We start from the raw sequence: 20,337 nt of genomic DNA on the forward strand, positions 1-20,337 counted from the left end.
AACGGTAAGGTTCGGTGCCGCCTCGGCGAGACGGCCGGCGGTAAGGTCGGTCGACCTGAGCCTAGGGTTCGGACCTCAATTGGACAACGTCGACATAGACGCGTTACGCTTACAACTTGCGTTCGAAGTTGTCCGCATTCATCGAACCGATCGTTGCGTTGCTCCTGACGACAAACTTTTGAAGTCGTAGGCCCCGATCAAGGTTCGACTTTGCAGATGAATGTTCCGGACACTGTGTCTCTTCGAATCGCAGATCCCCATGGCGACCACCCAATCGCCGTATTGAGAACCTGAAGAATAGCGCGCGTCGTTGCCTGCTATTCACAACTGAAGAAAGGAGGGAACCATGTCTGAGTTCCCACAGTGGGTCCAGCGCGGACTCGCACACGCAGGATTGATCGATCCCCGGATCAGCCGTCAGGCTCCTGGTGAGATCACGATCAAGGATGCGACCGGTCGAGTTGTGCTGTTCACCGGCACCTCGCTGCGTGAGATCACGCCGATGGCCGCCGCCTGACCGAACCTCGGTCGCCCTGATCTGCAGGGATCGGCATGGCCCGACCGGGCCGGACTGATCCTCACTGATTGAGAAGACGCCCACTTGCTGCCGGGTTTTACGCAGCAGGTGGGCGTCTGTCGTTCACCCATGCGCGTCAACGAGGCTGTGGATATCTGCAGGTTCCTCATCATCGGTGCGTGGTTCGAACCGCACCATAACGGCTTTGAATCCCGGAGTGTTCGACTCTCTGGCCACGAGGTCCCGGTGAACCAACGCGTTCGCCTCCGGATAGTAGGCAGCGACACAGCCGCGGGCCGTCGGATAGGCGACCATCCGGAATTTCTCCGCCCGTCGCTCTTCCCCGTTGAAGACCGAGACGACATCGACGAGCTGACCGTCGTCGACACCGGCAGGGCCGAGATCGGCAGGATTGATGAGAATCACCCTGCGCCCGCCCGAGATTCCCCGATAGCGATCGTCGAGCCCGTAGAAGGTCGTGTTGTATTGATCGTGCGAGCGCATCGTCTGCAGCACCAGGTGTCCCTCCGGCGGCAGCAGATATTCGAGTTCGCGCGTGCTGAACTGCGCCCGTCCTTCGGCTGTCGCGAAAGTCCGTGTATCACGGGGCGGATTGGGCAGAACGAAGCCAAATTTGTCCCGCACGCGGCGGTTGAAGTCCTCGGTGCCTTCCACGACCCGTGAGATGCGGTCGCGGATGACGTCATAGTCTTCGGCCATCGCCCTCCAGTCGATGACGTGATCGGATCCGAAGACCGCCTCGGCGATCCGGGCCAGCAGCACCGGTTCGGCAAGGAGGTGGTCGGAGACCGGCTCGAGCCGACCTTGGGTGCGGCTGACGACCGACATGGAGTTCTCGACCGAGAGGAACTGTGCTCCTCCGGGGTGCTTGTCATCCTTGTCGGTGCGTCCGAGCGTCGGGAGGATGATCGACGTCTTGCCGTGGACGACATGGGAACGGTTGGGCTTCGTGGAAATATGCACGGTGAGGCCTGTGCGTTTGAGTCCGGCCTCCATTGCGGCGGTGTCGGAGTTGGCCATGGCCAAGTTCCCGCCCAAGGACATGAACACGTCGACGTCTCCGCGGGCCATGGCATGCATCGCCTCTGTGGAGTCATAGCCGTGCCTCCGGGGCGCATTGATGCCGAATTCGGCATCCAGGCGCTGTAGGAAGTCCTCCTTCGGCTTCTCCCAGATCCCGAAGGTGCGGTCGCCCTGGACATTCGAGTGCCCCCGCACCGGGCAGGCCCCTGCCCCGGGCTTACCGAAATTGCCCTGGAGTAAGAGCAGGTTGATGATCTCTTTGATCGTGTCGACCGAATGAGGCTGCTGCGTGATGCCCAATGCCCAGCAGAAGATCGTTGCCCTCGACTTCGCCAGCAGATCCGCGACGTGTTCGATCTCGGCTCGTTCGAGACCGGTGGCGAGCTCTGTCTCCGCCCAGTTGAGCTCCTGCCTGGCTTCCGAGTAGGCGGCGAAGCCGTCAGTGGAGGATTCGATGAACTCCCGGTCGACGACCGTTCCCGGAGTCTCTGCTTCCTTCTTCAACAGCAGGTGTCCGAGCGCTTGGAAGAGCGCTTGGTCTCCCCCGACCCGGATCTGGAGGAATTCGTCACTGGTCCGCTCCCCGTCGGCCAGCAGGCCCTTTGGCGTCTGCGGATCCTTGAAGCGGAGAAGCCCCGCCTCGGGCAGCGGATTGACCGCGACGACCTTGCCGCCGTTGCGCCGGCACTCGGCGAGCGTGCCGAGCATACGCGGATGATTCGTCCCCGGGTTCTGCCCGACGACGAAGATCAGTTCGGCTTTCTCGAGATCCTCAAGTGAGACGGTTCCTTTGCCGATGCCGATCGTCGGAGACAGTGCCGTGCCGGAGGATTCGTGGCACATGTTCGAACAGTCGGGAAGATTGTTCGTTCCCAGGCTGCGGGCAAACAGCTGGTAGAGGAACGCTGTCTCATTGGGAGTGCGACCGGAGGTGTAGAAGACCGACCGGTCGGGTTCGGTGGCGCGGAGGTGCTCGGCGATGGTCTCGAAGGCGTCGGCCCAGGAGATCGGTGAGTAGTGCGACTCCCCTTCGCGGATGATCATCGGATGGGTGATGCGGCCGGATTGGCCGAGCCAGTACTCCGTCTTCTGCTCGAGCACGGAGATGGGGTGCTGCTCCCACCAGCCGGGGGTCGCCACCCGGGTCGTGTTCTCCTCAGCGAGCGCCTTCGCCCCGTTTTCGCAGAACTCGATCTTCTTCCGATCACCGGTGATCGATTCCGGCCACGCGCAGCCTGGGCAGTCGACGCCGTCAGGCTGATTGACGCGGAGCATCGACCGTACGGTCCGGCTCGCGCCGCCCTGTTTGAGTCCGCGTTCGAAGGCAACCTCGACGGCTTTGAGTCCCGCTGCCGCGGTCTTCGGTTCGCTGATGACAAGATCGTTCTCGTCGATATCATCGAATTCGACTCGGCGTCCACGTACGTTCGACACTGACGATCACCTCTGACCTCGGCGGACTTGATTCCGATGATCGTATCTGAGCCGAGTCATAGTATCCGAACCACGAGGAAAGAATCTCGCATTCCGAACATTCCGCCTGACGCTCATCGAACAACCGCCCCGGTCCACGAACAGCGAGGCGGCCCATCCAAACGTTTTCCGTCGGAATGGGCCGCCTCGATGCTGAAAAGTCAGGTCAGGGCTGAGGACTCAGAAGTCCCAGTCGTCGTCTTCGGTGTTCTCGGCCTTGCCGATGACGTAGGACGATCCCGAACCTGAGAAGAAGTCGTGGTTCTCGTCGCTGCCGGGCGACAGGGCCGCAAGGATGGCCGGGTTGACCTTCGTGACCTCCTTGGGGAACATCGCTTCGTAACCGAGGTTCATCAGCGCCTTGTTGGCGTTGTAGTGGAGGAACATCTTGCAGTCCTCGGACAGTCCCACGGGATCGTAGAGATCGTGGGTGTAGGCGACCTCGTTCTCGTAGAGCTCGAACATGAGGTTCATCGTGTAGTCCTTGAGCTCCTGCTTGCGCTCTTCGGACTGCGATTCCAGACCCTTCTGGTACTTGTAGCCGATGTAGTAGCCGTGCACGGCCTCATCGCGGATGATCAGACGGATGAGGTCAGCGGTGTTCGTCAGCTTAGCGTGTGCCGACCAGTACATGGGCAGGTAGAAGCCGGAGTAGAAGAGGAAGGACTCGAGCAGCGTCGAGGCGACCTTGCGCTTGAGCGGATCGTCACCCCGGTAGTAGCTGAGGATGATATCCGCCTTCGACTGCAGGTACTTGTTCTCACGCGACCAGCGGAAGGCCTCGTCGATCTCCTTCGTCGAGCACAGGGTCGAGAAGATCGAAGAGTACGACTTCGCGTGCACGCTCTCCATGAACGCGATGTTCGTCAGCACCGCCTCTTCGTGCGGGGTGACCGCATCCGGGATGAGCGAGATCGCACCAACGGTGCCCTGGATCGTGTCGAGCAGGGTCAGACCGGTGAAGACGCGCATCGTCAGCGTCTTCTCATCGTCGGTGAGAGTCGCCCAGGCCTGAATGTCGTTGCTCAGCGGGACCTTCTCCGGCAGCCAGAAGTTGCCGGTCAGGCGATCCCAGACCTCGTCATCGATCGGATCGACGACGCGGTTCCAGTTGATGGCATCGACATGCGATGCCAGAGTCAGATTCTCCAACGCTTTCTCTCTTCCCAAAGTGCTGTTCGTCGTAAGTACGTGCTGTCTGCGCGGCAGACGAAAGTCATGTGTGCGGGCCCAGCCGGCGGCCTGGGGCCCGCACGAAGCCGGCGGACCGATTCGCATCGGTCCGCCGATTCCATCATCAGAGCATGCAGGAGACGCAGCCATCGACTTCCGTGCCCTGCAGAGCGAGCTGCCGGAGCCGGATGTAGTAGATGGTCTTGATGCCCTTGCGCCAGGCGTAGATCTGCGCCTTGTTGATGTCACGAGTGGTGGCGGTGTCCATGAAGAACAGTGTCAGCGACAGCCCCTGGTCCACGTGCTTCGTGGCCTCGGCATACGTGTCGATGATCTTCTCGTAGCCGATCTCGTAGGCATCCTGGTAGTACTCGAGATTGTCATTGTCCATGAAGGGAGCCGGGTAGTACACGCGGCCGACCTTGCCCTCCTTGCGGATTTCGATCTTCGAGGCCACCGGGTGGATCGACGAGGTCGAGTTGTTGATGTACGAGATCGAACCGGTCGGCGGCACGGCCTGGAGATTCTGGTTGTAGATGCCGTGCTCGGCCACTTGAGCCTTGAGCTCGCGCCAGTCGTCCTGGGTCGGGATGTGCACGCCTGCTTCGGAGAACAGCTCGGTCACGCGAGCGGTGCGCGGCTGCCAGACCTCATCGGTGTACTTGTCGAAGTATTCGCCGGTGGCGTACTTCGACCGCTCGAAGCCGGCGAAGGTCTCACCGCGCTCCTTCGCGATCTCCATCGACGCCCGCACACAGTGGTAGGCGACGGTGTAGAAGTACATGTTCGTGAAGTCCAGGCCCTCATCGGAACCGTAGTAGATGTGCTCACGAGCGAGGTAGCCGTGGAGGTTCATCTGCCCCAAGCCGATGGCATGCGACATGTCGTTGCCGCGGGCGATCGAAGGCACGGACTGGATGTTCGAGGTCTCGGCGACAGCGGTGAGTCCGCGGATCGCGGTCTCGATGGTCTGTCCGAAGTTGCTCGAGTCCATCGTCAGAGCGATGTTGAGCGAACCGAGGTTGCAGGAGATGTCCTTGCCGACGACGTCATAGCCGAGATCGTCGTCGTACTTGCTCGGTTCAGAGACCTGGAGGATCTCCGAGCACAGGTTGGACATGATGATCTTGCCGTCGATCGGGTTCGCCTTGTTGACGGTGTCCTCGAACATCACGTACGGGTAGCCGGACTCGAACTGGATCTCGGCCAGAGTCTGGAAGAACTCGCGGGCGTTGATCTTCTTCTTCTTGATGGCCGCGTTGTCGACGAGCTCGGTGTACTTCTCGGTGACGTTGATGTCGGAGAAGGGCACACCGTAGACGCGCTCGACGTCATAGGGGCTGAAGAGGTACATGTCCTCGTTGCGCTTGGCCAGTTCGAAGGTGATGTCCGGGATCACGACGCCCAGCGACAGGGTCTTGATCCGGATCTTCTCATCGGCGTTCTCGCGCTTGGTGTCGAGGAACTTGTAGATGTCGGGGTGGTGGGCGTGCAGGTACACGGCACCGGCACCCTGGCGGGCTCCGAGCTGGTTGGCGTACGAGAACGAGTCCTCGAGCAGCTTCATGACGGGGATGACGCCCGAAGACTGGTTCTCGATCTTCTTGATCGGTGCACCGGACTCGCGGATGTTCGTCAGAGCGAAGGCCACGCCGCCGCCGCGCTTGGACAGCTGCAGAGCGGAGTTGATGGACCTGCCGATCGACTCCATATTGTCTTCGATGCGCAGCAGGAAGCAGGAGACGAGCTCACCGCGCTGCTTCTTGCCTGCGTTGAGGAACGTCGGGGTGGCCGGCTGGAAACGGCCGGCGATGATCTCGTCGACGAGCTGGGTGGCCAGAGTCTCGTCTCCGCGAGCCAGGAAGAGAGCGACCATGACGACGCGGTCCTCGAAGCGTTCGAGATAGCGCTTTCCGTCGAAGGTCTTCAGCGTGTAGGAGGTGTAGAACTTGAACGCGCCGAGGAAGGTCTGGAAGCGGAACTTCTGATCGTAGGCGCGCGTCGAGAGCTGCTCGATGAAATCGAACGAGTACTGCTCCAGAACCTCGGGCTCGTAGTAGTCCTTCTCGACGAGGTAGTCGAGCTTCTCCTTGAGGTTGTGGAAGAAGACGGTGTTGTTGTTGACGTGCTGCAGGAAGTACTGCCGGGCAGCCTGCTTGTCACGCTCGAACTGGATCCTGCCGTCCTCGTCGTACAGGTTCAGCATCGCGTTGAGCGCGTGGTAATCCAGATCCGTCTCTTCGCGGATGATGTCCTCTACATTGCGGTCTTCAGCGAGCTCGCGCACAGTTTGTCCAATCCTAGGTTGACAGCGTCGACATCTTCCTGAGTGCCCAGGAGTTCGACTCGATACATGAGGGGTACTTGACACTTTGCCGCGACCTTGAAGGCCGCGCGGCAGTAGTCCATGCCGAAGTTCGTGTTTCCGGCGCCGATGACACCGACCAGATGGCGCCGGTTCTCTTCGACATTGAGGAACTTGATGACTTGTTTGGGAACAGCCCCGCGATTGCGACCGGCCCCATAGGTGGGGGTGACGAGAACGAATGGCTCATCCACTCGCAGCGTCGGCTCCTTGGTCAACGTCGGCAACCGCACTGCCGGGTGACGCAGCTTCGCGACGAAGCGGTGCGTGTACTCGGAGTTGGCGGAGAAGTAGACCAGCAGCATTGTCAGGCCACGACGGACGCAGACTGTTCGCCGGTCAGGGTGGCGATCTTGTCCGGACGGAAGCCCGACCAGTGATCGTTGTCGGTGACGACGACGGGAGCCTGCATGTAACCCATGGCCTTGACGACATCGAGGGCGTTCTCGTCGACGCTGAGATCCACCGACTTGTACTTCAGGCCCTTGGCGTCGAGAGCACGGTAGGTGGCGTTGCACTGGACGCAAGCTGGCTTGGTGTACACGGTGATCATGACGACTCCTTCATTCTGCTGTGCAGTTCGGCATTCTGATGGCTGTGACCGTGTCCCGTCAACTGCTCGATCATGATGAATATCACGAGGCGCAGGCTCAGGGGTGACCACTAGATGTTGTGTTCGGGTTAGACCTTACCCCTATATCCAGTGTTACACCAGTGTCATTTGCAGGTTCCACACCCTGTGTCATCACCGTCCACAATCGTCCACAGGCTGTGAACGACAATCATGTAGTTCGATCACCTGCGCGGACGCTGGGATCGGCGGCTTCAGGGCCGATTTTCGACCCGTTGTCCACCTCCGTTTTCCACCGCTTTCCACAGAAAAAATTTTTGCCTGTGGGCATGTCGCGGAGTCCACGACCGACGATTCCGAACTCCTTAGTGCGGCACCGATCACGTCGAGGCAGAGGCGATCATCACAGCACCTCCTCACATCCGTCCGTCGGTTCCATCGACGCTACAGCCCGGTCCTGACATGAGATGGCCGCGCTGTGAATGGCAGGTGGCGGACGGACGCACGTCGGGCACAGCACTGCTCTGTGTGTCAGCACTGCAACGTTCTCGGCTGTCGCGTGTCAGTGCCAGCCAATATGCTGGAGACCACAGAAACGCATCAGACGGCGTGGCTGAACGACCACAGTGACACCGAAAGACACGTGGCATCGATGCACCAGTGACACCGAGAGACTGAGGGACCATGACGGCAACGGCACCGGCGAACACGCAGGAGATCGCGCACGCACAGACGATCCTCAAGGCTCTGGAGTCCTACCTCGACCATTTCGTCGTCGGGCAGCAGCGCCTGCGCGAATCCTTGCTCATCGGACTTCTCTCCAGCGGTCATCTGCTGCTGGAGAGCGTGCCGGGGCTGGCGAAGACCACGGCGGCCGCGGCTCTGGCCAATGCCGTGGACGGCCAGTTCTCCCGCATCCAGTGCACCCCGGATCTGCTGCCGGCCGACATCATCGGCTCGCAGATCTACAACGCACACGAGGGGTCGTTCAACACCGTGCTCGGTCCCGTGCATGCGAACATCGTCCTCCTCGATGAGATCAACCGGTCGTCGGCGAAGACCCAATCGGCGATGCTCGAGGCCATGCAGGAGAAGCAGACGACGATCGGCGGCAAACGCTTCGAACTCCCCCGCCCCTTCCTCGTCATGGCCACGCAGAACCCGATCGAGCAGGAGGGCACCTACCAGCTGCCCGAAGCCCAGCTCGACCGGTTCATGATCAAGGACCTGCTCACCCACCCGAACCCCGGCGAAGAGGTCGAGATCCTCTCCCGCCTCGACTCCGGGGTCTTCGACAAGGACTCGGTGCCCGATCCGGCCTGCTCGCTCGACGATGTCGTGACCATGCAGAGCTACGCCCGCACCGTCTACATCGACCCGGCCATCACCCGCTACCTCGTCGAACTCGTCCACGCCACCCGCAATACGACGAAGTACCTCGGCCGATTCGCCCCGTTCATCGAATACGGAGCCAGCCCACGTGCCTCCATCGCGTTCACGAACGCCGGCCGGGCGCTGGCGATGATCCGCGGCCGCAACTACGTCATCCCCGAAGACATCAAGGACCTCGCCCACCGAGTGCTGGCCCACCGCATCCAACTCAACTTCGAAGCCGCCGCCGAGAACATCACGAGCGCCCAGATCGTCGATGCCCTCCTCATGGCAGTGCCCACTCCCTGATCGGCTGCCGCGATGACTGTCCTGCTCAACCGAATCAAGGCGCGGATGACCATCCACGCCCATCGGCGGACCCGGCGCCTCCTCGACGGCGACTACTCCTCGGTCTTCCACGGCCACAGCCTCGACTTCGACGATCTGCGCGACTACATCCCCGGTGACGAGATCCGCGACATCGACTGGAAAGCCACGGCCAGGCACACAGAGCCCCTGGTCAAACGCTATGTCGCCCACCGTCGGCACATCCTCGGCCTCGTCGTCGACACCTCCCGGAACTTCGACGCCGTGACCTCCGCCGGAGCCGACAAACGCCACCTGGCCATCCTCATGGCCGGGATGGTCGGCTACCTCGCCGTCCGCCACGCCGACGACGTCATGCTCATCCACGGAAACGCCGGTCACACCACCGCTTCACCGCGGAAAGGCAGCGAGGCCCACCTCGAGCATCTCCTGCAGCAGATCCTCGCCGAGACCGGCAGCGACTCCCCCGGGTCGATCAACACCCAGCTGCAGTGGATCACCAGCCATATCAACCATCGGATGCTGCTGGTCGTCATCTCCGATCAGGCTCCGCTGGGGCCGGAGGCCGAAGCGACGATCCGTCGGCTGCGCGCCCAACATGAGGTTCTGTGGATCACGATCACCGACGCGGACCTCGCAGGACTGCCGTCCGCCTCGGCGCCGTTCGACGTCGCCCGACCCGACCATGGACTGCCGACCGCGGTGATGACGAAACCCGAGGTCCGACAGGAATTCGCCCTCGCCGAGGCGGCCCGCCGTCAGCAGCGCATCGACCTTCTCGCCAAGCTGGGCATCGCCCACATCGAAATCGACCATCCGAAGTCGGCCCTCGGCCGACTGCACACTCTTCTGCTGAGGCACCGCCGTGGGCCCCGCTGAACTCATCGGGCCCCTGGAGGTCTCACCGGCGTGGTACGTGGCAGCCTGCTTCGTCCTGCTGCTGGCGTGCGGAAACCTCTTCGCCCCTCTTTTCCGCGCCGCCGCCGGAGTCACCGCAGCGGACGGACCGCGCATCCCGATTCCCGTGCGCAGCACCTACCTCTCCCGCATCAGCGCTGTGGAAACGGGACTGACCGCAGAATCGGCGGACGTGCGCGAATCGGCACAGCAGCTGGCGACGATCGTGCGCGAATTCGCCCATGACGCCTGGGGCGTCAAAGCCGAGCACCTGACCTACCGCGATGCGGCAGTCGCCGGTCTCGACGACCTCGCGCAGTGCCTGCTCGGCCTCTACGAGGCGGAGTTCGCCGAAGCCGAACCGGCCGGTCTGCAGCCTCAGATCGCCGAGGCCCGGAAGTTGGTGGCGCGATGGTCCTGATGTTCTGGTGGCTGGCGCTCATCCTGCTGGCCCTCGCCGCAGCCGCAGTCTTCTGGTTCCGCCGTCCGAAGTCGACGGAGTCCTCTTTGGCCGTGGCCCACAGCGGGCGGATGACGAGCCTGCCGAGTTTCCGCAGGGCCATGCGCAGACGACTGGTGACCACGGTCGCCCTCCTCGGAGTCATCGTCCTCACCGGGCTGTCAGCACTGGCGGGAGTCGCACGTCCGGCTTGGGTGGAGACGGTCAACCCGGAGCGGAAGATGCGCGATGTCATGCTCTGCCTCGATGTATCCGGGTCGATGCTCGGCTACGATGCCGATCTGCTGGAGTCCTATCAGGAACTCGTCGACCGCTTCGACGGCGAACGCATCGGCCTGACCGTGTTCAATGCCACCGCGGTCTCCGCATTCCCGCTCACAGACGACTACGACATGGTCCAGAACTACCTCGCCGAGGCCGAGGAGGGGTTCCGCACCTGGGGCGCAGAGGGCACCGACTACTCGTGGTCGACGTCGCCCCCGAACATCGGCGGCTCCTCACTCATCGGCGACGGACTCGTCAGCTGCGTCGACAACTTCGACCGGCAGGACGAGGACCGGTCCCGGTCGATCATCTTCGCCACGGACAATATGCTCGCCGGTGAGCCGCTCTTCGAGCTCAACGAAGCCGCCGATATCGCCGTCGACGCGAAGGTCCGCGTCTACAGCCTCTCCCCTCCCTCGGTGCTGACGACCACTCAGACGAAGGAGCTGCGATCCGTGTCCGACCGTACCGGCGGCGAACAGTTCGACATGGGTTCGGCCTCGACGATCGACCGCATCGTCGAGGAGATCCAGAGCCAGGAAGCGGCGAACACCCCCGGCCGTTCGTACACGATCGTCCACGATATGCCGGTGGTTCCGCTCGCACTCGCCGTCTTCGGCCTCGCCGGAGTGTTCGTACTGGCGTGGAGGACGAAATCATGATCTTCGATCCCGTCTTCACCTGGTTCGGCTGGGGCTTCATCGTCATCGCCCTGCTCACCGTGTGCATCATCCCCGCCATCCGCGGCGACGGAGCACGCTGGAAGTGGTTCGCCCGCATGGGTGTCGTCGCCGTGCTCGCAATCGCACTGGCACGCCCCGGGATCCCCATCAAATCCTCGACCGAGGAGTACGAGGCACGAGCCGATGTGTACTTCGTCGTCGACGTCACGACGTCGATGGCCGCTGAGGATTTCGACGGGGACGACACCCGCCTCGAGGGGGTCAAGAAGGACATGCTCGAACTCGCCGACGCCTTCCCCGGCACCCGGCTGAGCATCATCACCTTCGCTTCGACCGCAGCCACCGTGATGCCGCTGACGACCGACCACGCCGCCTTCGCCTCCGCCGTCGACGTCCTCGAACCCGAATCATCCATGAATTCCAGAGGCTCATCGATCACCGAGGCCGGTGAGGAGCTCGATAAGCGGATGACCTCGAACGATGAGGACCGTCCGGAGAACAAGAACGTCGTGTTCTACTTCGGCGACGGTGAGCAGACCGTATCGGAGAATCCGGAGTCGTGGTCGCCCTTCGCCTCCCGCATCGACAGCGGCGCCGTCTTCGGATACGGCACCGATCAAGGCGGGAAGATGCGCGACAGCCGGCCGTTCGGCTACGGGTCCGGTGTCGGTGATCCCGGCAATGCGCCCGGCATCGGCGACCCCGATGACCCAGATGACGATCAGGCACCTCCCGAGTACATCCAGGACCGCAACGGCAATCCGGGGATCTCGAAGATCGACGAGGGCAACCTGCGCCAGATCGCCTCGGACCTCGGCGTCGATTACCACCACCGGGACGGAAACGGCGCGATCTCCAGCGTCTACACCGCCCCGAAGTACGATCAGGCCCTGGTGAAGAAGGACGGCCGGGTCACCGTCGACGAATACTATTGGGTCCCGCTCATCCTCGTCTTCGCGTGGATCGCCGTGGAGCTCGTCTTCGGAGTCCGCGAATACCTTCGCCTCAAGGCGATCACCCCCAAGCGCCCTCGCCGAGGCGGCCCACCCGGTCCCGGAGGCCCGCTTGGTCCCGGAGGTCCTCTAGGTCCCGGAGGCCCACCCGGTCCCAGCGGATCGGTTCCCTATCAGCCGGTGCCCCACCAGGGAGGTCCGCGATGAACCGCCTGAAGAATCTGTGGTCACGGCTGCGTCGGATCACGAAGATCAACCTCATCCTCGGCACGATATTCGCCCTGGTCTTCGGCTATATCGCCATGGCCACATACTTCGGAACCGCCTCGCAGGTCAGATACACCTCGAATGACTTCCCCGGTGCCAAGAAGGCGGCGACGGCGTTCCTTCGGGTCAGCCCGTTCCAACGCCATATCGGCTACTTCAATCGCGGCACTGCCGAGGCGGCCGTCGGCGACTACGACGCTGCCCAGACCGATCTCGAAGCCGCTCTGAAGATCGCTCCGACCTCGGCCGAATGCGCCGTGCGGATCAACCTGTCCTTTGTCTATGAGAAGCAGGCAGATCAGATCGCCTCCCAGGACCCCGACCAGTCGCAGGAACTCTACGACCGTTCGCTGAAGACCCTCGAAGATGCGCCCGAGGAATGCCAGCCGAAGAAGAGCGAAGAGAAGCAGAAGAGCAGCCAGGCGAAGGAACGCGTCGAGGACAAGAAGCAGGGTGAGAAGGCCAAGGAAGAGGGAACCGACGACAGCGAGTCCGAGGACGAGGACTCGCAGGAAAAGGGCTCCGGGGACGAGAAATCCTCCGGAGATGAGAGCCAGGATCCCGGGGAAGATGAGGAGAAACCGGACGATTCCTCAGGCAAGTCCGAACGTGAGAAGAAGCGGGACGAGCTTGAGAAGCGCCGCGAGGACTCTGAACGACAGCAGCAACAGCAGGGCCCCGGCGGCGAGGGAGGACGGTCGACCCCGGAGAAACCCTGGTGATCCTCGTCGAGGCCGTCTGATCACTCCGGGGCGTGGTGGCAGCGCTGACCCGCTGTGACATCATGAGTCCATGAACGTCTCCGACCCCGCTGCTTCAGATTCTGCGTCCACCTCCGCGCCCGGGACTTCATCCTCGAGCGCATCCGGCTCCACCGCTTCGGCGTCCGCTCCCTCGGCACCGTCACCGCGACTGCGGGCCGCTCTGGAGACCTTCCCGCCCTATATTCCGGGCAAGCCTCCCCGCCAGGTCGAGGGTCTCGAGTCGTTCAAGCTCTCCTCGAACGAGAACTTCCTGCCTCCCCTGCCGGCAGTCCTCGAGACCATGGTCGCTCACGCGACGAACCCCGCGCTCTACCCCGACGACGCGGCGCTGGCGCTGCGTCAGGGACTGGCCGACCGCCTCGGTGTCGGGCTGGATCAGCTCGTCGTCACCACCGGTGCCAGCGAACTGCTCGTCGCGCTGACCCAGATCACCTCGGACGCCACCACCGAGGCGATCTATCCGTGGCCGTCGTTCGAGATGTATCCGCAGACCACCGGGCTCGTCGGATCCACCCGCCGCGAAGTGCCGCTGACGGCCGAGGGTCGCCACGACCTCGACGCGATGGCGGCGGCGATCACCGAAGACACCCGTCTCATCATCCTGTGCTCACCGAACAACCCGACCGGCCCGGTGCTGCGCGACGACGAGGTCCGCGCCTTCCTCGATAAGGTGCCTGACCACGTTCTCGTCGCCCTTGACGAAGCGTACTGGGAGTTCGCCACCGAACCCGGGCGAGCCGATGGACTCGGTCTTGTCCGCGACTATCCGAATCTCGTTCTGCTCCGCACCTTCTCCAAGGCACACGGACTCGCCGGGCTGCGTGTCGGCTACGCCGTCGCCCGTCCGCCGGTCATCGAAGGACTGCTCAAGGCCGTCATCCCCTTCGGCGTCACCGATCTCAGCCAGGCCGCCGCCCTCGAATCCCTCAATCATTGGGACGAAGTGCTCGAGCGGGCCGGCGAGATCGCACAGACCCGCGATGCCTTCGCAGCTGCACTGCGCGAACAGGGCTGGGAGGTGCCCGAAGCACAGGCGAACTATGTCTGGCTGCCGTTGGGTGAAAAGTCTGGTGCCTTCGAAGATGCCTGCGTCGAACAGGCCGTGGCGGTGCGCAACCTCGGTGCCGGTGTGCGCATCAGCATCGGCGAAGACGAAGCCCTCGCCCGGGTGCTTGAGGTCGCCGAACGCTTCCGCATCGAACACTTCGAGGACTGAGCGGAGAGCACCGCCGCGCGGAACACCGTGCCGAGCGGTCGGTGAGAGGTGTGCCTAGAGTTCAGCGAGTTCGAGTGCCAACGACACGGCCTGCAGCGTTTCGGCACGGGAGAGGTCCCGGCCGAGCAGCTTCTCGATCTTCGCCAACCGCGCCCGCACCGTGTGCCGGTGCACTCCCAACTCGGCGGCGATGCGCTCGCGTGCCCCGGACGCGGCGATGAAGGCCCGGAGAGTCTCCAACAGCTCCTGATCGCCGCGGGCCCGAAAGAGTTCGCCGAGAACCCGATCGACGAATCGGTCGGCAGCCTCCTCATCGACCGCCGACAGCAGCGCCCTTACCTCGGAGGCCTCGGACTCGTGCTGGGTTCGCCACAGCATCCACGTGTGATGGAGCTGACCCAACGGCAGCCTCTTCTCCGCAAGCACGTCCAGGCCGGTGACCTCGGCGGCCCTCGTCACCAGCTCATCGAGTCCGCGTTCCTGTGCTCCGACCACCCCGAGCAGCGAACCGGTGCGAGTGAGCAGGCTCCGACCGACGATATCGGCGATGAGGCGTTCGGCGGAGTCCCCACGGACACCGCCGAAGATGCGCATCCCCACCGTCGCCACCGGTGCCAACCCCGTCACCCGAGTCCACTCCCCACGTGCTTCGTCGTCACTGAGATCGGAGTCGAAGAGCAGCGCGCGACCGGCGGGAACGGGCAGATCCGCCAACGACATCGCCAACAGCGCCGAGGCGGTCGACAGCAGCAGGGCACGCGTCTTCGGAGATCCGGCCGCCTCGGCGGGGGTGAGGATCCACCCGAGCGGATGATCACCTCCGATCGGAACGGCCTCGACGATCCGCGCACCGGTGCGGATCAGGCGAGGCCCCGTCGTCGGCTTCAATGACTCCTCGATGAGTGCCGAACGCACGTCTTCCTCGGCGTCGTCCCCGCTCAACGCCCTGCCGGTCGGCGAGACGAACCGGACCGGAGCCTTCAGCGTCTCTGCCAGGTCGGCCACAAGCGCCGCGGGCCCCTCCCCGGCCAATGCGGTTGCGAAACGGCGGGCGGCGCTGCTCGCCCGGGTCAGCTCCCGGTTGGTCTCGGCCTCACGCATCCGGGTGAAGGCATCGACGACGGCGACGAACGGAACCGGCTCGGGCACGCCGAACAGCGCCAGCCCCGCCTCCTGCGCGGCGGCGACGAGCTTCGGCGGGACCTGCTGCCACGGCAGGTCGGAGCCCAGTCCGATGCCGAGCGCATGCACGCCGACAGTCTTGAGGCGGCGCACATAGTCCCCAACCGTGTCCCCGCCGAGGTCCTGACCGACCCCGATCGTCAGCAGCACCTCACCGCCGGCAAGCCATTCGTCGACCTCCGGCAGCTCCGAGGAGTGCACGATCGTGACGTTCTGCTCCGCTGCGGTGGGCGAATCGACGATGACTTCGAGCGCGAGTTCTGCGCGTGACCAGATCTGTTCCAAGGTGACCATGCACCCGATTCTATCCATTCTGGACAGCACTGGTTCCAAATGCTCCCCTTTGGATATCGGTGTTGTGTGACGCACGTCCTAGGCTGAGGGCATCACCTCCGGCCCGTTCGGGTCGGGTCAGCCGCTACGACGAAGGAGCAAGCCAGTGACGTCTCAGCCGCTCGGCCCAGCCGACTACAGCAAGACACCCCGCTACGCAGGACCCCCGACGTTCGGACTGCTGCCGCGCATCGACGAAGTCGAAGCCGAACGTCCCGGCGAGAAGATCGACGTCAAGGTCATCGGCATTCCCTTCGACGCCGGCGTCAGCTACCGTCCCGGTGCCCGCTTCGGACCTGCTCACATCCGCCAGTCCTCGAAGCTGCTGCGCCCCTACAACCAGGCCACGAACGTCCACCCGTTCACCTGGCAGCAGGTCGCCGACTGCGGTGACCTCGGCGTCAATCCCTTTGACATCGAAGAGGCCATCACCACCGTCGAGGCCAACGCCGACGCCATGCGCGCCGACGGGGCCAAGCTGCTCACCCTCGGCGGGGATCACACCCTGGCCCTGCCGAACCTGCGCTCGCTGCACAAGACGCACGGCAAGATCGCCGTGCTCCACTTCGATGCGCACCTGGACACCTGGGACACCTACTTCGGTGCGCCCTACACCCACGGCACTCCCTTCCGCCGCGCCAGCGAAGAGGGCCTCATCGACATGACCGCTTCGATGCACATCGGCATCCGCGGTCCCCTCTATGGGAAGAAGGACCTCGAGGATGATGAGGTGCTCGGCTTCCAGATCATCCGCAGCGACGAATACCAGTTCACCTCCGTCCAGGACGTCGTCGCCCGGATGCGGGGTCGCCTCGGCGACGCTCCGGTCTACCTGTCCGTCGACATCGACGTCCTCGATCCGGCCGCCGCGCCCGGCACCGGCACCCCCGAGGCAGGTGGAATGACCAGCCGTGAGCTGCTCAACTCGATCCGCGGGCTCCAGGGACTCAATGTCGTCGGCGCCGAGATCGTCGAAGTCGCCCCGGCCTACGACCACGCCGAAGTCACCGGACTCGCCGCCGCGCACGTCGGCTACGAGGTCCTCTCACTGTGGGCTGCGGAGAACAACGGCGTGAACGCTCCCTCCGGGCCCGCCGGCGCTGCTCTCGGAGTCTGAATGAGCACCGAACAGAACGTCCGCAACGGCGGTCGCGCGGTCGTCGCGACTCTGGCCGCCCATGGAGTCGATACGATCTTCGGCATCCCCGGCACGCACAACCTCGAGTTCTACCGGCATCTGCCGGAGTTCGGGATCCGCGCCGTGACTCCCCGCCACGAGCAGGGGGCAGGCTACGGTGCCGACGGGTACTTCCTCGCCTCCGGCAAGCCCGGGGTCGTCATCACGACCTCGGGGCCGGGGCTGACGAACGTCATCACCGCCGCCGCGACCGCCTATGCCGAGTCCCGACCGATGCTCATCCTCTCTCCCGGTGTGCCCACCGGGTTCGAGCGCGCCGACGTCGGGATGCTCCACGAGACGAAGGACTCCTCCGGTGCGGTGGGCCACCTCCTCGTGTCCTCCCAGCGCACCCGCACTGCCGAAGGTGCAGCCCAGGCCGTCGCCGAGGCGTTCGCCATGTTCGACTCGGCCCGTCCCGGACCCGTGCATATCGAGGTTCCCCTCGACGTGCTCGAGGGCGCGTGGAACGGCAGCGTTCCGGTCCCGTTCGCAGGTCGCCGTCCCGGACTCGATGATCATGTGGTGTCCCGTGCCGCCGAGGCGATCCGTGCGGCGAAGCGTCCGCTGATCATCGCCGGCGGCGGTGCCAGGGGCGCCCACGCCGAGGTGGCTCGTCTCGTCGAGGGCCTCGACGCTCCGCTGGCGACGACGGCCAACGGCAAGGGAATCGTGTCCGAGACGCATCCGCTGTCGTTGGGTTCGAATGTGCGCTTCCCCAGCGTGCAGGCCGAATCCGCGGCGGCAGATGTGCTCATCGTGCTCGGCTCCGAATTGGCCGACTCCGACCTGTGGGGCGGGGTCATCGGTGCGCAGACGAACATCGGTGTGCGTGATGAGTCTGCCGGACAGACCGTCATCCGCTGCGATATCGACCCCGACCAGCTGAACAAGAACCTGCCCGGGGACATCCTCGCCTGCGCGGACACTGGCGAATTCCTCACCGCGCTCATGAGCGCGCTCGGAATCGGAAACGACAGCGCCGCCTCGACGAACGATGACGGAACGGAATCGTCCGAATCGAACGGATCGGCCGCCTCGGCGAAGGAATCCGGGGCCGATCGGGTCACCCGGATCCGGGAGAGCTGGGCCACCGATTTCGACTTCGAGGCGATCGGCGCCCGAGTCACCCGGCTCGTCGAAGAAGGTGCAGGGTCGACCGTCGTCATCTCCGGTGACTCCTCACAGGTCACCTACGACGGCACGGTGCACGCGCTGACGGCGAGCACGCCCGACCAGCTGCTCTACATGCCGGGATTCGCCACTTTGGGCTACGGCATTCCCGCCGCCCTCGGAGCGAAGGTCGCCGATCCTGCGCGACCGGTCGTGTGCATCCTCGGCGATGGTGCGGCCATGTTCTCCATCCAGGAGCTCATGACCGCTGCCGAGCTGGGACTGGGCATCCCCTTCGTCGTCGTCGACAACGGCGGATATGCGGAGATCGAGGGTCAGATGGTCGACCGCGACATCGAACCCTTCGCTGTCAGGCTCGCCCGTCCGGACTTCGCGAAGCTCGGCGAATCCATGGGTGGGGCCGGGGTGACGATCGCCGAGGCGGACATCGATTCCGCTCTGCCGCAAGCCATCGCCGAGGCGCTCGATCGCACCGTTCCCACCGCCATTCACATCACCGTCGGTCACTGAGCCGATCCAACAGAAAGGGTCGCTGTGGACTCTTTGGTAGTCATCATCTATCTCGCCGCCATGGTGGGATTCGGAGTCTGGGGCCGCTTCAAGGCCCATAACCAGGAGGACTTCCTGGTCGCAGGGCGCCGCCTCGGCGGACTGCTGTACACCGGCACGATGTCGGCCGTCGTCCTCGGCGGCGCGTCGACGATCGGCGGAGTCGGCCTCGGCTACACGGCTGGGCTGTCGGGAATGTGGCTCGTCTTCGCGATCGGCTTGGGCATCATCGCGCTCTCGCTGTTCTTCGCTCCGAAGATTCAGAAGCTCGAGATCTACACGGTCTCGCAGATGCTCGAACTCCGCTACGGCAAGGGCTCCCGTTTCGTCTCCGGAGCGATCATGACCGCCTACGGTCTGATGATCTCGACGACGTCGACGGTCGCCTACGCCACGGTCTTCCATGCCCTGTTCGATCTCAACAAGGTGTGGTCGGTGCTCATCGGCGGCGGCATCGTCATCCTCTATTCGATGCTCGGCGGCATGTGGTCGATCACGCTGACGGACTTCGTGCAGTTCTTCATCCAGACGATCGGCATCTTCCTCATCATGCTGCCCATCGTGCTTTCGAAGTCCGGAGGCATCTCCGAGCTGTTCTCCTCGCTGCCCGAATCGCACACCTCACCGGTGGGCATCGGCTGGGAGGCAATCCTCGGCTACATCCTCATCTACACCCTCGGACTGCTCATCGGCCAGGACATCTGGCAGCGCGTGTTCACCGCCCGCAGCCCGGGTGTGGCCAGGTGGGGCGGCTTCTCCGCCGGCGTCTACTGCCTGCTCTACGCTGTCGCCGGTGCGCTCATCGGCATGGCCGCGACGAAGATAGTGCCCGGCATCGAAGTCCAGGACGATGTGTTCGTCGCCGTCGTCGATGCTTCGATGTCTCCGGTGCTCGCCGGATTCGTGCTCGCTGCGGCCCTGGCCGCGATGATGTCGACGGCATCGGGTTCGCTCATGGCCGCTTCGACCGTCTGTCGTCAGGACATCGTCGAACCGATCCTCGCCCGCAAGGACATCGTTCCTGAACGCGGCGACGGCGTCGGTGCGGGAGCCGGTGCGAAGGATACGGCGACGGATGGATCGGACGCCTCGGCGAGTGCGTCCGGCATTTCCGGCTCGGAATCCGGCTTGGAATCCGGCTCGGGTGCGAAGTCGACGCTCGTGCGATCGCTGGTGCGCGAGACCGGAGATGAGATCCGCGACTCGCGCATCTACCTCATCGTGCTCGGCGTCGTCACGCTGGTGCTCGCGATGATCATGCCCAGCGTCGTCGAGGCGCTCACCGTGGCCTACAACCTGCTGGTGGCCGGTCTGTTCATCCCGATCCTCGGCGGTCTCGTGTTCAAGCGCGGAACGATCGTCGGCGTTATGGCCGGCATGATCCTCGGCGCCGCGACCACCATCGTCGTGATGATCGTGGCGGGCATCTACGCCAACGAGGCCATCTACCTGGGCCTCATCGCCTCGCTGGTCGGCTACCTCGTCGGGTCCTTCGCGTCGAAGCCGACCTCGCCCGAGGTCATGGCCGCTTGGAAGGAACGCATCACCCGCTAATTGCTACCTGACGGCGGCTCAGCAACCTCGCGCGAGGTTGCTGAGCCGCCGTCAGGTAGTTCT

Annotated in this window: 17 protein-coding genes; 11 read left to right on the plus strand and 6 right to left on the minus strand. The window is 63.9% G+C overall.

The features are described from left to right. Positions 1-346 precede the first annotated feature (346 nt). Positions 347-517, plus strand: coding sequence for a hypothetical protein (locus ACOZ9V_RS13290; RefSeq protein WP_172171077.1), 171 nt, complete (start codon positions 347-349; stop codon positions 515-517). 123 nt (positions 518-640) lie between these two features. Here the strand turns inward: ACOZ9V_RS13290 and ACOZ9V_RS13295 are convergent, their stop codons facing one another. From ACOZ9V_RS13295 to nrdH, 5 genes are all read right to left on the minus strand, one after another. Next, positions 641-2,995 (minus strand): FdhF/YdeP family oxidoreductase, encoded by a 2,355-nt coding sequence (locus ACOZ9V_RS13295; RefSeq protein ID WP_434590690.1) that lies wholly within the window; start codon positions 2,993-2,995, stop codon positions 641-643. 219 nt (positions 2,996-3,214) lie between these two features. Then, positions 3,215-4,186 carry a class 1b ribonucleoside-diphosphate reductase subunit beta gene (nrdF, locus tag ACOZ9V_RS13300; protein ID WP_434590693.1) on the minus strand — a complete coding sequence of 324 codons (972 nt, stop codon included), beginning with the start codon at positions 4,184-4,186 and terminating at the stop codon, positions 3,215-3,217. 145 nt (positions 4,187-4,331) lie between these two features. Further along, positions 4,332-6,458: a class 1b ribonucleoside-diphosphate reductase subunit alpha gene (gene nrdE, locus ACOZ9V_RS13305; protein ID WP_259357927.1), complete on the minus strand. Its 2,127-nt coding sequence runs from the start codon at positions 6,456-6,458 to the stop codon at positions 4,332-4,334. A 5-nt stretch (positions 6,459-6,463) separates the two neighbouring features. Beyond that, entirely contained in the window at positions 6,464-6,877 is a 414-nt protein-coding gene (gene nrdI / locus ACOZ9V_RS13310; protein WP_101546862.1) for a class Ib ribonucleoside-diphosphate reductase assembly flavoprotein NrdI, read from the minus strand. 2 nt (positions 6,878-6,879) lie between these two features. Then, positions 6,880-7,125 carry a glutaredoxin-like protein NrdH gene (gene nrdH / locus ACOZ9V_RS13315; protein ID WP_025778731.1) on the minus strand — a complete coding sequence of 82 codons (246 nt, stop codon included), beginning with the start codon at positions 7,123-7,125 and terminating at the stop codon, positions 6,880-6,882. Positions 7,126-7,827: 702 nt separating this feature from the next. On the opposite strand from nrdH, the gene ACOZ9V_RS13320 reads away from it, so the two are divergent. From ACOZ9V_RS13320 to ACOZ9V_RS13350, 7 genes are all read left to right on the plus strand, one after another. Beyond that, positions 7,828-8,823 carry an AAA family ATPase gene (locus tag ACOZ9V_RS13320; RefSeq protein WP_139470363.1) on the plus strand — a complete coding sequence of 332 codons (996 nt, stop codon included), beginning with the start codon at positions 7,828-7,830 and terminating at the stop codon, positions 8,821-8,823. A gap of 12 nt (positions 8,824-8,835) precedes the next feature. Further along, positions 8,836-9,720, plus strand: coding sequence for a DUF58 domain-containing protein (locus ACOZ9V_RS13325; protein WP_434590698.1), 885 nt, complete (start codon positions 8,836-8,838; stop codon positions 9,718-9,720). Then, positions 9,707-10,159, plus strand: coding sequence for a hypothetical protein (locus tag ACOZ9V_RS13330; RefSeq protein WP_139470365.1), 453 nt, complete (start codon positions 9,707-9,709; stop codon positions 10,157-10,159). The genes ACOZ9V_RS13325 and ACOZ9V_RS13330 overlap by 14 nt, the downstream gene beginning before the upstream one ends. Continuing rightward, positions 10,150-11,124, plus strand: coding sequence for a vWA domain-containing protein (locus ACOZ9V_RS13335; protein ID WP_139470366.1), 975 nt, complete (start codon positions 10,150-10,152; stop codon positions 11,122-11,124). The genes ACOZ9V_RS13330 and ACOZ9V_RS13335 overlap by 10 nt, the downstream gene beginning before the upstream one ends. Beyond that, positions 11,121-12,305, plus strand: a complete 1,185-nt coding sequence (locus ACOZ9V_RS13340) for a vWA domain-containing protein (protein WP_434590702.1) — start codon at positions 11,121-11,123, stop codon at positions 12,303-12,305. The genes ACOZ9V_RS13335 and ACOZ9V_RS13340 overlap by 4 nt, the downstream gene beginning before the upstream one ends. Beyond that, complete coding sequence (locus ACOZ9V_RS13345; protein WP_434590705.1) at positions 12,302-13,087, plus strand: hypothetical protein; 786 nt, start codon at positions 12,302-12,304, stop codon at positions 13,085-13,087. Before ACOZ9V_RS13340 ends, ACOZ9V_RS13345 begins: the two co-directional genes overlap by 4 nt. A gap of 70 nt (positions 13,088-13,157) precedes the next feature. After that, the gene (locus ACOZ9V_RS13350) at positions 13,158-14,345 is read left to right on the plus strand and encodes a histidinol-phosphate transaminase (RefSeq protein ID WP_434590707.1); all 1,188 of its coding nucleotides are present in this window, start codon (positions 13,158-13,160) and stop codon (positions 14,343-14,345) included. A 54-nt stretch (positions 14,346-14,399) separates the two neighbouring features. On the opposite strand, the gene ACOZ9V_RS13355 is transcribed toward ACOZ9V_RS13350, so the two are convergent. After that, entirely contained in the window at positions 14,400-15,821 is a 1,422-nt protein-coding gene (locus ACOZ9V_RS13355) for a PucR family transcriptional regulator (protein WP_434590710.1), read from the minus strand. A 145-nt stretch (positions 15,822-15,966) separates the two neighbouring features. Between ACOZ9V_RS13355 and speB the strand changes: the two genes are divergently transcribed. Genes speB through ACOZ9V_RS13370 form a run of 3 tightly spaced genes read left to right on the plus strand, consistent with a single transcriptional unit; the run spans position 15,967 to position 20,274 of the window. After that, positions 15,967-16,977, plus strand: coding sequence for an agmatinase (gene speB, locus ACOZ9V_RS13360; RefSeq protein ID WP_434590713.1), 1,011 nt, complete (start codon positions 15,967-15,969; stop codon positions 16,975-16,977). Further along, the gene (locus ACOZ9V_RS13365; protein ID WP_434590716.1) at positions 16,978-18,681 is read left to right on the plus strand and encodes a thiamine pyrophosphate-binding protein; all 1,704 of its coding nucleotides are present in this window, start codon (positions 16,978-16,980) and stop codon (positions 18,679-18,681) included. 24 nt (positions 18,682-18,705) lie between these two features. Further along, positions 18,706-20,274: a sodium:solute symporter gene (locus ACOZ9V_RS13370; protein ID WP_434590719.1), complete on the plus strand. Its 1,569-nt coding sequence runs from the start codon at positions 18,706-18,708 to the stop codon at positions 20,272-20,274. Positions 20,275-20,337: the final 63 nt, after the last annotated feature.

Origin of the sequence: Brevibacterium sp. 1718 (assembly GCF_051131255.1) — a bacterium.
GTDB classification, from domain to species: domain Bacteria; phylum Actinomycetota; class Actinomycetes; order Actinomycetales; family Brevibacteriaceae; genus Brevibacterium; species Brevibacterium sediminis.

What these genes read in the sequence shown, in the direction of transcription:
- ACOZ9V_RS13290 (WP_172171077.1), top strand. Translation starts at nt 347, where the DNA reads ATGTCTGAGTTCCCACAGTGGGTCCAGCGCGGACTCGCACACGCAGGA.
- nrdI (WP_101546862.1), bottom strand. Translation starts at nt 6,877, where the DNA reads ATGCTGCTGGTCTACTTCTCCGCCAACTCCGAGTACACGCACCGCTTC.
- nrdH (WP_025778731.1), bottom strand. Translation starts at nt 7,125, where the DNA reads ATGATCACCGTGTACACCAAGCCAGCTTGCGTCCAGTGCAACGCCACC.
- ACOZ9V_RS13320 (WP_139470363.1), top strand. Translation starts at nt 7,828, where the DNA reads ATGACGGCAACGGCACCGGCGAACACGCAGGAGATCGCGCACGCACAG.
- ACOZ9V_RS13325 (WP_434590698.1), top strand. Translation starts at nt 8,836, where the DNA reads ATGACTGTCCTGCTCAACCGAATCAAGGCGCGGATGACCATCCACGCC.
- ACOZ9V_RS13335 (WP_139470366.1), top strand. Translation starts at nt 10,150, where the DNA reads ATGGTCCTGATGTTCTGGTGGCTGGCGCTCATCCTGCTGGCCCTCGCC.
- ACOZ9V_RS13340 (WP_434590702.1), top strand. Translation starts at nt 11,121, where the DNA reads ATGATCTTCGATCCCGTCTTCACCTGGTTCGGCTGGGGCTTCATCGTC.
- ACOZ9V_RS13345 (WP_434590705.1), top strand. Translation starts at nt 12,302, where the DNA reads ATGAACCGCCTGAAGAATCTGTGGTCACGGCTGCGTCGGATCACGAAG.
- ACOZ9V_RS13350 (WP_434590707.1), top strand. Translation starts at nt 13,158, where the DNA reads ATGAACGTCTCCGACCCCGCTGCTTCAGATTCTGCGTCCACCTCCGCG.
- ACOZ9V_RS13355 (WP_434590710.1), bottom strand. Translation starts at nt 15,821, where the DNA reads ATGGTCACCTTGGAACAGATCTGGTCACGCGCAGAACTCGCGCTCGAA.
- ACOZ9V_RS13365 (WP_434590716.1), top strand. Translation starts at nt 16,978, where the DNA reads ATGAGCACCGAACAGAACGTCCGCAACGGCGGTCGCGCGGTCGTCGCG.